Here is a 12,053-nt window from a genome sequence, read left to right as displayed (position 1 = left end):
ACGTCGGCTTCGACTTCGCCCTTGAGGTCCGTGCCCAACTCCTTGTGGACGACGTGACGGTATTTGGCCCCTAATTCGCCTTCGACGTTGTCGGTCGGTTTGTCGAAGGGCACGGGCGCCTGTGCGCGTGCCTGCAGGGCCGGTGCTTTCGGCGCTTCGTAGGGCTGGGCGTCGTCGTCGGGCTCTGCCGCGGGCGAAGGCGGCGCGGTCGGCGCATCGAGACCGGCGAGTTGCGCCTGCGCCACGATTTCTTCATCCGGAGCCGCGTCGCGTTCGTCTGCTTCGTCCGCTTCGTCCGCTTGTGCCGCTTCGTTCGTTGGCGCCGGTTCTTCACCGGGAAGCGCATCGTCCGTCGCCGGCGTGCTCGCTACGCTCACCAGATCGCCCACGCCGTTGGCGAGCATCGTGCGCAAGAGGGGCAGCGTCACCGCGCGCTTCTGTTCGAGCGAGAAGCGGTCGAGCGCGTCGAGCAGGCCCATGAGGCTCGGCATGTCGCGCCGGAAGTGCGTGAGCAGGTAGGCGGGCACGTCGTCGGCGAGCGCAATGCCGCGCTCGCGTGCGGCGAGCTTGAGGATCGCCGCCTTGCCTTCGTCGGAGAGCGGCGCGAGGTGGAACACGAGGCCCCAGCCGAGGCGCGTGCGCAGGTCCTCGCGCACGGCGAGACCCATGGGCGGCGCGTTGCCCGTCGCGACGAGCGCGCAGCTCGGGTAGGAGCGCACCTCGTTGAACAGGTTGAAGAGCGCGATCTGCTGCGCGCCCGAGAGCGAATCGCAGTCGTCCACCGCGTAGATCGTCACGCGCGGATCGAACGTGAACGCGGCCAGCGCGCTTTGCGGGCCCAGATAGCGCACGTGGCCCGGCGGCGCCTCGTCGGCGAGCGCATGCAGCAGATGGCTGCGCCCGTTGCCCGGTTCGCCCCAGACGTAGAACGTGCGATCAGCGACCGGGCCCGCGGTGAGCGCCGCGTCCAGACCGCGCAGGCGCGCGACCAGCTCGGCGTTGGCGCCGATATGGAAGTTGTCGAAGGTCGATGGCGGCGGGGTGCCGAGATCGAGCGTTAACTGTCGCTGCACGGTGTGTCTGGACGGAATCGGTTCTAGTAAAGCGTGCTCTCGCGAGAACTGCGCTGAGATCTGCGGAGATCACTGAGCCGCGAGCGCCGCAGCACGTGGCCGAGGGCGAGCGCGATCCCGGTCCAGATTGCGGCCCGACGCGGGTACTGCGCGAAATACAGTGTGTTCTGCGGCAAAACTCGGTTTCCGGTGGTGGGGCGTCAAGCGAGGCGCGTTCCAAATCTCGCTCCACCCGCGGCGGCGGGGCGCCGTCAATCGGTTAAAATCGCATTTTACCGACCTTCTGGCGCTTCCCCATGAATCAACCGAAATCCGGCCCCGCTAATCAGCCCCAAGGCCTCTCTTACGCCGACGCGGGCGTGGACATGGTCGCGGGTGACGCGCTCGTCGACCGCATCAAGCCCTTTGCGAAGAAGACCCTGCGCGAAGGCGTGATGGGCGGCATCGGCGGTTTCGGCGCGCTCTTCGAAGTGCCGAAGAAGTACAAGGAGCCCGTGCTCGTCTCGGGCACCGACGGCGTGGGCACCAAGCTGCGCCTCGCGTTTCATCTGAACAAACACGACACGGTCGGCCAGGATCTCGTCGCGATGAGCGTGAACGACATCCTCGTGCAGGGCGCCGAGCCGCTGTTCTTCCTCGACTACTTTGCCTGCGGCAAGCTGGACGTCGATACGGCGGCCACCGTCGTGAAGGGCATCGCGCAAGGCTGCGAGCTGTCGGGCTGCGCGCTGATCGGCGGCGAAACGGCCGAAATGCCGGGCATGTACCCCGACGGCGAATACGATCTGGCCGGTTTCGCGGTGGGCGCGGTCGAAAAGAGCAAGATCATCGACGGCAGCACGATCGTCCCGGGCGACGTGGTGCTCGGTATCGCTTCGAGCGGCATCCACTCGAACGGCTTCTCGCTCGTGCGCAAGATCATCGAGCGCGCACAGCCTGACCTCGCCGCCGACTTCGACGGCCGCTCGCTCGCCGACGCGCTGATGGCCCCCACGCGCATCTACGTGAAGCCGCTGCTCAAGCTGATGGAAACCATCACCGTGAAGGGCATGGCGCACATCACGGGCGGCGGCCTCGTCGAGAACATTCCGCGCGTGCTGCGCGAAGGCCTCACGGCTGAGCTGGATCACGCGGCATGGCCGCTGCCGCCGCTCTTCACGTGGCTGCAACAGCACGGCGGCGTGGCCGATGCAGAAATGCACCGCGTATTCAACTGCGGTATCGGCATGGCCGTGATCGTGGCGGCGGATCAAGCCGATGCGGCGCTCGCGCTCCTGGCCGCTGCGGGCGAGCAAGTGTGGAAGATCGGCGTGGTGCGCGAAAGCAAGGAAGGCGAAGCGCAGACCGTGGTGATCTAAGCTTCACGCGTTGCCGCGCAAAAAAATGTCCGCCATCGATGGCGGGCATTTTTCGTTTGGGCGTAGCGATATGCGTTACAGCACCGTGCGCACGTGCCAAAGCTCGGGGAACAGCACGACGTCGAGCATCTTGCGCAGATACGGCGCGCCGTTCGTGCCGCCCGTGCCTTGCTTGAAGCCGATGATGCGCTCGACCGTCGTCACGTGGCGAAAGCGCCATTGACGGAACGCGTCTTCGAGATCGACGAGTTCTTCGGCCATCTCGTACAAATCCCAGTACTCCGAAGGATTGCGATACACCTCGAGCCACGCCGCCTCGACCGTGGGGTCGTGTTCGGTCGGCCGCGACCAGTCACGGTTCAGGCGCTCGGGTGCGATGGCAAAGCCGCGCCGCGCGAGCAGGCGAATCACTTCGTCGTAGAACGAGGGCGCTTCGAGCGTCGCTTTGACCTGCTCGAAAATCTCGCCCCGATGCTCGTGCGGCTTGAGCATCTGCGCGTTCTTGTTGCCGAGCAGGAATTCGATCTGCCGGTACTGGTACGACTGGAAGCCCGACGACGCGCCCAGGTACGGCCGCATGGCCGTGTACTCGGAGGGCGTGAGCGTCGAGAGGACGTTCCACGCCTGCACGAGCTGCTCCATGATGCGCGAGACGCGCGCAAGCTGCTTGAACGCGGGCGGCAGCGCGTCGCGATGCACGTTGGCGAGTGCCGCGCGCAGCTCGTAGAGCGCGAGCTTCATCCACAGCTCGCTCGTTTGATGCTGCACGATGAACAGCATCTCGTTGTGGTCGGGCGAAAGCGGGTGCTGCGCATTGAGCACGGCGTCGAGCGCGAGGTAGTCGCCGTAGCTCATCGACTTCGAGAAGTCGAGTTGCGCGTCGTGCCAGCCTTCGCCTTGCGCCGCTTGTTCGGGCGCTTGCGCCGTCGGCGCGACGGCGCCGTGTCCGAACGGGCATCCGCCGCGTGCGGCGGCTGTGGTTGCACCCGCGGTTTCACCGGCGTCGGGCATGCCTGGGACTTGCATGTGATCGTTCATCTGCCGCTCCTCAGGTCACCGCGCCGCGCTCGGCGAATTCGGGCTTGCGCCAGGCTTCGGTGGCGAGCACATCGCGCAGCGTTTCCACGGCGTCCCACACATCGACGTAACGCAGATACAGCGGCGTGAAGCCGAAGCGCAGCACGCGCGGCTCGCGATAATCGCCGATCACGCCGCGCGCGATCAACGCCTGCATCACCTCATAGCCGTGCGGATGCTCGAAGCTCACGTGCGAGCCGCGCTGCGCATGAGCGCGCGGCGTGACGAGCGTGAGGCCGTATTCCTTGCAGCGCGTCTCGACCAGTTCGATGAAGCGGTCGGTGAGCGCGAGCGACTTGCGGCGGATGGCCTGCATGTCGGTTTGCAGGAACACGTCGAGACCGCATTCGACGAGCGCCATCGAAATGATCGGCTGCGTGCCGCAGAGGTAGCGGGCAATGCCGTCGTCGGGGCGGTACACGGGGTTCATCTCGAACGGCGACTTATGCCCCCACCAGCCCGAAAGCGGCTGCGAGAACGCGCTCTGGTGGCGCTTGGGCACCCACACGAAGCCGGGCGAGCCGGGGCCGCCGTTCAGGTACTTGTACGTGCAGCCCACGGCGTAGTCGGCGTTCGCGCCGTTCAGGTCGACGGGCACGGCGCCCGCCGAATGCGCGAGATCCCACAGTGCGAGCGCGCCTTGTGCGTGAATATGCTCGGTGAGCGCGCGCATGTCGTGCATCTCGCCCGTGCGGTAGTTCACGTGCGTGATCATCGCGACCGCCACGTCTTCGCGGATGGCGGCGCGCAGCTCGGAAGGATCGTCGACGAGGCGCAGTTCATAGCCGCGGTCAAGCTGCTCGATGAGCCCTTGCGCGATGTACAGGTCGCTCGGAAAGTTCGAGCGCTCCGACACGATCACACGGCGCTTCGGGTCGCGCGCGTTCTGCACGCGCAGCGCGGCGGAAAGCGCCTTGAAGAGATTGATCGAGATGGTGTCGGTGACGACGACTTCGTCATCGGCCGCGCCGATCAGCTTCGCGAGCTTGTTGCCGAGGCGCTTGGGCATGGCGAACCAGCCCGCCGTGTTCCAGCTGCGGATGAGGCCTTCGCCCCATTCGCCGCCGATCACGGCCTGCGCGCGCGCGGCCGAGGCCGAGGGCGGCACGCCGAGCGAGTTGCCGTCGAGATAGATGGTGCCGGCCGCGAGCGTGAATTGCTCGCGCAGGGCGGCGAGCGGATCGGCGCGATCGGCTGCCAGGGCTTCGTTGCGGTCGTTCATGTCTGCGTTTCGTGATGTGGCGGGTTTAGCGGGGATTGGGTCGGCGGCGGCTCAAGGCAACGCGCGCAGCACGGCGCGCACGGGGCTTGCGTCGAGCGTCGCAAACTTCAGCGGCAGTGCGATCAGTTCGTAGTCGCCGGGCGTGACGTCGTCGAGCACGATGCCTTCGAGGATCGCCATGCCATGCGCGCGGATGCGGTGATGCGCGTCCATCGTCTTCGATTCCTGCGGGTCGAGCGAAGGCGTGTCGATGCCGATGAGACGCACGCCGTGCGCGGCCAGCAGATCGATCGTTTCCGGCGCGACGGCGCAAAACTTGCTGTCCCAGTGGTCCTGCGGCGCGCGCGCATAGGTGCGCAGCAGCACGCGCGGCGGGATGCCGGGCAGCGCGGCTTCCACGTGTTCGGGCAGCACGAGGGGCGCTGCGCCCACGCAATGAATCACGCGGCACGCGCCGATATACGTGTCGAGCGGCACTTCGCCGATCGGCGCGCCTTTGGCGTCGTAGTGCAGCGGGGCGTCGGTGTGCGCGCCGGTGTGCGGCGACAGCGTCACGCGCGCGACGTTGACCGGCGAGCCCGCCTCCATGCGCCAGACGCGCTCGACGCTCACAGGCGTGTCGCCGGGCCAGACGGGCGTTTCGGGGTGAATCGGCGGGGAAATGTCTTTGATCTGCGTCATGTCGGTGACGATGTCTCTCCTGATGCTTCGAATGATAGGCAACCCTGCGCGAAATGTGCTTGCGAAAAAAACGCCGCAAACTCCCGTTGTTGGCACATAATTTGTCTTAAGACGGGAATGGAGACCAAATATGAACGCAATCTCGCTTGATGCTACCGATTGCCGTATTCTCGCCGTGCTGCAGAACGAGGGGCGGATCAGCAATCTCGACCTTGCGGAGCGCATTTCGCTCTCGCCATCGGCATGCCTGCGCCGTTTGCGGCTGCTCGAGGAGCAGGGCGTGGTGGAGCGTTACCGCGCGAGTCTGAACCGGGAGATTCTCGGCTTCGAGATGGAGGCTTTCGTGCAGGTGTCGATGCGCAACGACCAGGAGAGCTGGCACGAGCGTTTCGTCACGGCGCTGCGCGACTGGCCGGAGGTGGTGGGGGCGTATGTGGTGACGGGCGAGACGCACTACCTGCTGCGCGTGCTCGCGCACAACCTCAAGCACTACTCGGACTTCGTGCTCAACAAGCTGTACAAGGCGCCGGGGGTGATGGACATACGCTCGAACATCGTGCTCACGACGCTCAAGGTGGAAGTGGGCGTGCCGGTGGACCTGATCGCGCAGCGCGAGCCCAAGAGCGCGCCGGCGTAACTGGCAGGGTGCCAATAAGGCGCACTCGGCGCCTTATCGGATATTTCAGAGCGACTGGAGCCGGTGGAACGCGCCGCCGTGGAACACGAGCGGCGAAGCGTCGGTGCCGTCTTCGCGCACGCCGCAGCGTTCCACTTCTCCGACGAAAATCACGTGGTCGCCTTCGTCGTAGCGGCTGCGGTTGTGGCACTCGAACCACGCGATCGCGCCGTCCAGCACGGGCATGCCGGTGTCGCTGGCCGCGTGCGAGACACCCTCGAAGCGGTCGCCCTTCACGGTCGCAAAACGCTTGCACAGGTCGAGCTGCGACGCGGCGAGCACATTGATCACATAATGGCTGTTCGAGCGGAACACGGGCATGGAAGCCGAGCGCGTGGCGAGACTCCACAGCACGAGCGGCGGATTGAGCGAGACCGAGTTGAACGAGCTGGCCGTAATGCCGATGAGCGTGCCGTCGGGCGCGCGCGTCGTGATTACGGTCACGCCGGTGGCGAACTGGCCAAGCGCGCGGCGAAATGCGCCGTCGTCGAAGTTGGGCGGGCTGGCGCGGCGGGTCATCGGGGCAGGCCTTCACGGGCCGCGCGCGCGGCGGCGGGAGCAGAAATCGGGATCAACGTCATGTGGAAATTCGGCGAATTGTCACAATTTTAGCGGAAGCGGCGGATGGCGGGTCGCGCGGGGCACCGCGCGGTGGTGTCCGAGGTGAGGCCCGTAACCGCGTCCGCAATCACGATCAAAGGAGCGAACAGCATGAGTCAGACAGTCGAAACGGCCACCCTGGGCGGCGGATGCTTCTGGTGCCTGGAGGCGGTGTATCTGCGCGTGGAGGGCGTCAATGCCGTGGAGTCGGGCTACGCGGGCGGCCACGCGGCGAACCCGAGCTACGAACAGGTCTGCGACGGCGAGACCGGTCACGCCGAGGTCGTGAAGGTGGACTTCGATCCCGCGAAGATCAGCTATCGTGAGATTCTCGACATCTTTTTCGCGATTCACGATCCCACGCAGCTGAACCGCCAAGGCAACGACGTGGGCACGCAATACCGCTCGGTGATCTTCACGCACTCCGAGGCGCAGCGCGAAACGGCCGAGCAGGCGATTCGCGAACTGGCCGCCGAGGGCGTGTACGACGGCAAGATCGTGACCCAGGTGCTGCCGCTCGACGGCAACTATTTCCCCGCCGAGGCGTACCACCAGAACTACTTCGCGCAACACCCGAACCAGGGCTATTGCTCGTTCGTGGTCGCGCCGAAGGTCGCGAAATTCCGCCAGAAGTTCGCACACCGGCTCAAGCCGGAATAAGCGCGAGCTGGCGCGCGAGGTTTCGATACCGAGGTTTCGATGCCGCGCGCGTCAGTCTTCGTTTTGTTCTTCTTCCTGCGCGCCGGGCGATGCGTCGTCCGGCGTCGCGTCGTGCGCGGCTTCCGGCGCCATTTCCCCGCGTAAGCGTTCCATTTCTTCCGCAATCGCCCGCGCGAGCTTCGCGCACGTGAGCGGTGCCGATCCTTCCGCCTTGTTGTTCGTCGTGATCAGCACGGGCTGGCCCGCCATTGCGTAGCGTGCGGCGAGTTCCGCGAGCGTAACGCGCGTGTGCGGGTCTTCGTCCACCAGCTTGTCGAACGGCTCGTAGCGCGCCTTCGCCTGTTCGTACTTGAAGCCGCTGTGCAGGCTCCAGCGCACGATCAGCGGGCCGGCCGGCGCTTCACCGTCCATCAGCGCGAGCGCGGCGGCCTGGCGCAGCGGGTCCGGCATGCGGGCGTGCAGGCCCACGCAGTAGCGCACGCCCGCGGCGCGCAGCGTGCGCACGAAGCGCGGCGTGAGCAGGATCGCGTCGCGAATCTCGACGGCGTAGCAGGGACCGTCGCCGGCTGCGCAGGGCTCGGGTGGTTTGGGCAGGGGCGGCAGCGCGGCGAGGAAGGCGGTCAGCCGTTCGACGAACGCCGCCGGGTCGGCCAGCAGCTGATCGGGCAGCGGCGGGAACTGGAACACGAGCGCGCCTGCCTTGTTGCCAAGCCCTGCGAGGCACGGCTCGACGAATTCGCGCGCAGCCATCTCCGCATTGAGAAAGCACGGGTTCGCCGAGACGGGCTCGCCACGTTCGCCGCGCACACTGGCGTCGGTGACGAGCGCCGGCGCCTTGACGATGAAGCGGAAGTGGTCCGGCACCTGCTGTGCGTAGCGCAGGTAATCGGTGACGGTGAGCGGCGCGTAAAACGAGCGGTCGATGCTGACCGAGCGCAGCAGCGGATGCGCGCCGTATGCCGAGAGGCCGTCGCGGGCGAGCTTGGACTGGCTGTAGTCCTCGCCGTAGACAATGCCGCGCCAGCCGGGAAACGACCACGACGAGGTGCCGAGCCGCACGCTCGCAGGCAGCGCGGCGGCGACGTCGAGCGTGTCTTGCGTGGCCACGGCGGGCAGCACGCCGCGGCCGCGGCGCTTGGGGGCGTCGCTGCTGGGCGCAGGCTTCTTCGGTGATTTAGGGCGCGGCTCGCCTTCATCGCGCGCTTCGACTGCGGCGTCGTCGTCGCCCGTGGCGCGGGCGGGGCGCTGGCTCGCGGATTTCGCGGCGGGCTTTGGCGCAGGCACCGGCGCCGAAAAGCCGAACAAGTCGGGTTGCGGCTCGGCGCGGGCTTCGGCTTTCGGCGTGTTGTGGCGTGCGACCGGGCGCGCAGCCGGGCGTGCGGCGTCGAGTCCGGGTTCGTTGGCCGACCCAATCTTCATGTCGCCAAACAGGTCGTGGCCGTCGTCGCGATCGTTCATGCAGTGGCGTCTTGATGGCGGTCGTGGGGCGAAGCCGCCTGAGTCGGGCGCAACTGCGGGGACAGTCGATGCGCCGGCGGCGCGGCGAACCGCGCCGCCGCCCGCGTCAGAGCGGCTTCTCGTACATATACCGGCGCGACCACGGCAGCGTTGTCGCGCTGCGGCCGGCCTTGCGGCAGACGATCTGGAAGATCGACACGTCGTCGTGCTCGAACGCGTACGCGCAACCCGCCAGATAAACGCGCCAGATGCGGAACTTCTCGTCGTCGACGAGCTGTTTCGCTTCCTCGGCGCGCGCCTCGAAATTCTCCGCCCACAAATCGAGCGTGTGCGCATAGTGACGGCGCAAGCTCTCCACGTCAACCGCTTCGAGGCCGCCGCGCTGCGCCGCTTCGAGCGCGAGGCCGATGTGCGGCAGCTCGCCGTCGGGGAACACGTAGCGGTCGATGAACTCGCCGCCGCCGAGCGCCGTTTCGCCCGAGTCGGCGTCCGACGAAGTAATGCCGTGATTCATGGCGACGCCGTCGTCAGCGAGCAGGTCGTGGACCTTGCGGAAATAGCCCGGCAGATTCTTGCGCCCGACGTGCTCGAACATCCCCACGCTCGTGATGCGGTCGAACTGGCCCTGCACATCGCGATAGTCCTGCAGCCGGATCTCGATGCGCTTTTCCAGACCCGCGGCCTTCACGCGCGCGGTGGCGAGATCGAACTGGTTCTGCGAGAGCGTCACGCCCACGCAGCGCGCGCCGAACTTCTGCGCCGCGCGCAGCACGAGCGCGCCCCATCCGCAGCCGATATCTAGCAGCGTCTGGCCTTCCTGCACCTGGATCTTGGTGAGGATGTGGTCGATTTTCTTGAGCTGGGCGGTCGCGAGGTCTTCATCGCCGTTCTCGAAGTAGGCGCACGAATAGACCATGTTCTCGTCGAGCCAGAGCTTGTAGAACTCGTTCGAGACGTCGTAGTGGTACTGGATCGCCTGTTTGTCCGTGGACTTCGAATGCGTGAAATAGCGGCGCACGCGCGCGAGCTTGCCGGCGCTCGTGACGGTGTTGCGTGCGAGCGAGTAGCTGATGTTGATGATGTCGGCGAGCTTGCCTTCGATGTCGATCTTGCCCTTCACGTAGGCCTCGCCGAGATTGTCGAGGCTCGGCGTGAGCAGGAGCGGCAGAGCAGAAGCGCTATTGACCTTGAGCGTGACCCGAGGCGCGGTGAAGTGGCCGAAGTCGTATTGCTGCCCGCTCCAGAGCACGAGGCGGGCGGGCAGGTTGGCCTTGCTGCGCACTTCTTCTGCCCACTGTGCGAGTTTTTTCTCCCAGAACATGCGTTTCTCTCCCTGTCAGATGAACGATTGAAGCCCAATGACAAAAGCGAATTGCGATGCTTGATGTATGTCGGCAGCGAGGAACTGAATGACGCGAAGCTAAAGCGGTGAGACGAAAACAAGGTGGGCGCGGCGCGAGTGCAGCACGCCGCGCAAATGAGATCAGGGGGCGAGGCGCTCGATCGTCCACGGAGCACTCGCGCGCTCACGCGTGTAGCGGATACGGTCGTGCAGCCGCGACGGCCGGCCCTGCCAGAACTCGATCGCTTCCGGCACGAGCCGGTAGCCGCCCCAATGCGGCGGGCGCGGCGGCGCGTCGCCGTACTGCGCGACGATTTCGCGCTCGCGTGCTTCGAGCGTCTCGCGGTTCGCGATCACCGTGCTCTGCTCCGAGGCCCACGCGCCAATGCGCGAGCCGAGCGGGCGCGAGTTGAAGTAGGCGTCGCTTTCCTCGGCGCTCGTGAGTTCGACCGTGCCCTCGATGCGCACCTGGCGCTCCAGCTCGATCCAGTGAAAGAGCAGCGCCGCATGCGGATTCGCGCTCAGTTCGCGGCCCTTGCGGCTCTCGTAGTTCGTGAAGAACACGAAGCCGCGCTCGTCCACGCCCTTGATGAGCAGGATGCGGGCGGCCGGGCGGCCTTGCGCGTCGACAGTGGCGACCGTCATGGCGTTGGGCTCGGGCAGCTTCGCGTCGAGCGCCTGGGCGAACCAGGTCTGGAACTGGCGGATCGGATCGGGCTCGACGTCGGCGGCGTCGAGCGAGCCGAGCGAGTAAGTCTTGCGGAGATCGGCGAGGGATGTCATTTTTTATGCAAACGCTTCAAAGCGGAGGAGTCTATCGAACAGGTGGGCAAGCAAGGGGCACTCGGCCTCGTTTGGCGCGATCAGGCAAAATACGGGTCTTGCAAGGACCGCGACAGCAGCGTGTGACCGGTCCGAGGTCCGCTTACGTTTGCCTACCGTCATGTCCAGTACCCCGATTTCCCCTGCCGCCGGCTCCGTCGATCTTACCGCGAGCCCTGCCGACGATGTTGCCGACCGCGCCCGCCGATTCGGCGGAATCGCGCGGCTTTATGGCGCACCCGCGCTCGACGCGTTTGAGCGCGCCCACGTTGCCGTGATCGGCATTGGCGGCGTGGGCTCATGGGCCGCCGAAGCGCTCGCGCGCAGCGCGATCGGCAAGCTCACGCTGATCGACCTCGACAACGTGGCCGAGAGCAACACCAACCGCCAGATCCACGCGCTCGACGGCAACTACGGCAAGCCGAAGGTCGAGGCCATGGCCGAGCGCATCAAGCTCATCGACCCGGCCTGCGACGTGCGTCTCGTCGAGGATTTCGTCGAGCCGTCGAACTTCGCCGAGCTGCTGGGCGGCGGCTTCGACTACGTGATCGACGCCATCGACAGCGTGCGCACCAAGACCGCACTGATCGCCTGGTGCGTCGAACACCGCGTGCCGCTCATCACGGTGGGCGGCGCGGGCGGGCAGCTCGACCCCACGCGGATTCGCATCGACGATCTCGCGCTCACGATCCAGGACCCGCTGCTGTCCAAGGTGCGCGGCCAGTTGCGCAAGCAGCACGGCTTTCCGCGCGGTCCGAAGGCGAAGTTCAAGGTGAGCGCCGTGTATTCGGACGAACCGCTCATCTATCCCGAAGCCGCCGTGTGCGATATCGACGCCGAGGCCGAGCACGTGACCACGTCGCCGGGGCATCACGGTCCCGTGGGGCTGAACTGCGCGGGCTTCGGTTCGAGCGTGTGCGTGACGGCGAGCTTTGGCTTTGCAGCGGCTTCGTACGTGCTGCGAACGTTGGCGCATCAGGCCAACGGGCGTTGAATCCGGGCCGCCCGAATGCAAGAAAGCGTGCCTCGTGAGGCACGCTTTTTTTGTAGCCCTGGAAAGCGAACGAGCCGCGAGTGGGCCGCC

Annotated in this window: 11 protein-coding genes and 1 pseudogene; 4 read left to right on the top strand and 8 right to left on the bottom strand. The window is 66.3% G+C overall.

Translation table 11 applies throughout. From position 1 onward, the window contains the following. Positions 1-332: 332 nt before the first annotated feature. Positions 333-1,073: pseudogene (hda, locus tag U5A57_RS18395) on the bottom strand (DnaA regulatory inactivator Hda); the annotation flags it as partial. 296 nt (positions 1,074-1,369) lie between these two features. Between hda and purM the strand changes: the two are divergent. After that, positions 1,370-2,431, top strand: coding sequence for a phosphoribosylformylglycinamidine cyclo-ligase (gene purM, locus U5A57_RS18390; RefSeq protein ID WP_321913101.1), 1,062 nt, complete (start codon positions 1,370-1,372; stop codon positions 2,429-2,431). Positions 2,432-2,506: 75 nt separating this feature from the next. Here purM and kynA read toward each other — a convergent pair whose 3' ends face one another. The 3 genes from kynA to kynB are packed head-to-tail and all read right to left on the bottom strand — an operon-like array spanning position 2,507 to position 5,411. Next, positions 2,507-3,469 carry a tryptophan 2,3-dioxygenase gene (gene kynA / locus U5A57_RS18385; protein ID WP_321913100.1) on the bottom strand — a complete coding sequence of 321 codons (963 nt, stop codon included), beginning with the start codon at positions 3,467-3,469 and terminating at the stop codon, positions 2,507-2,509. Positions 3,470-3,479: 10 nt separating this feature from the next. After that, entirely contained in the window at positions 3,480-4,730 is a 1,251-nt protein-coding gene (kynU, locus tag U5A57_RS18380) for a kynureninase (RefSeq protein WP_321913099.1), read from the bottom strand. A 51-nt stretch (positions 4,731-4,781) separates the two neighbouring features. Continuing rightward, positions 4,782-5,411 carry an arylformamidase gene (kynB, locus tag U5A57_RS18375; RefSeq protein WP_321913098.1) on the bottom strand — a complete coding sequence of 210 codons (630 nt, stop codon included), beginning with the start codon at positions 5,409-5,411 and terminating at the stop codon, positions 4,782-4,784. A gap of 130 nt (positions 5,412-5,541) precedes the next feature. Between kynB and U5A57_RS18370 the strand changes: the two genes are divergently transcribed. Further along, entirely contained in the window at positions 5,542-6,048 is a 507-nt protein-coding gene (locus U5A57_RS18370) for an Lrp/AsnC family transcriptional regulator (RefSeq protein ID WP_028202039.1), read from the top strand. Positions 6,049-6,093: 45 nt separating this feature from the next. Here U5A57_RS18370 and U5A57_RS18365 read toward each other — a convergent pair whose 3' ends face one another. Continuing rightward, positions 6,094-6,606, bottom strand: coding sequence for a flavin reductase family protein (locus U5A57_RS18365; protein ID WP_321913097.1), 513 nt, complete (start codon positions 6,604-6,606; stop codon positions 6,094-6,096). A gap of 192 nt (positions 6,607-6,798) precedes the next feature. Between U5A57_RS18365 and msrA the strand changes: the two genes are divergently transcribed. After that, positions 6,799-7,347, top strand: a complete 549-nt coding sequence (gene msrA, locus U5A57_RS18360) for a peptide-methionine (S)-S-oxide reductase MsrA (protein ID WP_321913096.1) — start codon at positions 6,799-6,801, stop codon at positions 7,345-7,347. A gap of 51 nt (positions 7,348-7,398) precedes the next feature. On the opposite strand, the gene U5A57_RS18355 is transcribed toward msrA, so the two are convergent. The 3 genes from U5A57_RS18355 to pdxH form a co-directional block, all read right to left on the bottom strand. Continuing rightward, complete coding sequence (locus U5A57_RS18355) at positions 7,399-8,805, bottom strand: DUF72 domain-containing protein (protein ID WP_321913095.1); 1,407 nt, start codon at positions 8,803-8,805, stop codon at positions 7,399-7,401. Positions 8,806-8,911: 106 nt separating this feature from the next. Beyond that, on the bottom strand, positions 8,912-10,126 hold the full coding sequence (locus tag U5A57_RS18350; protein WP_321913094.1) for a cyclopropane-fatty-acyl-phospholipid synthase family protein: 1,215 nt from the start codon (positions 10,124-10,126) through the stop codon (positions 8,912-8,914). 162 nt (positions 10,127-10,288) lie between these two features. Next, complete coding sequence (gene pdxH / locus U5A57_RS18345; protein ID WP_321913093.1) at positions 10,289-10,930, bottom strand: pyridoxamine 5'-phosphate oxidase; 642 nt, start codon at positions 10,928-10,930, stop codon at positions 10,289-10,291. Between the two features lie 160 nt (positions 10,931-11,090). On the opposite strand from pdxH, the gene tcdA reads away from it, so the two are divergent. Beyond that, positions 11,091-11,963, top strand: a complete 873-nt coding sequence (tcdA, locus tag U5A57_RS18340) for a tRNA cyclic N6-threonylcarbamoyladenosine(37) synthase TcdA (RefSeq protein ID WP_321913092.1) — start codon at positions 11,091-11,093, stop codon at positions 11,961-11,963. Positions 11,964-12,053 lie beyond the last annotated feature (90 nt).

It is taken from the genome of Paraburkholderia sp. J11-2 (genome assembly GCF_905220185.1).
Classification (GTDB): Bacteria; Pseudomonadota; Gammaproteobacteria; order Burkholderiales; family Burkholderiaceae; genus Paraburkholderia.
Note: the sequence above shows the minus strand (reverse complement) of the source record. Positions and strands in the feature narration are given on the sequence as shown.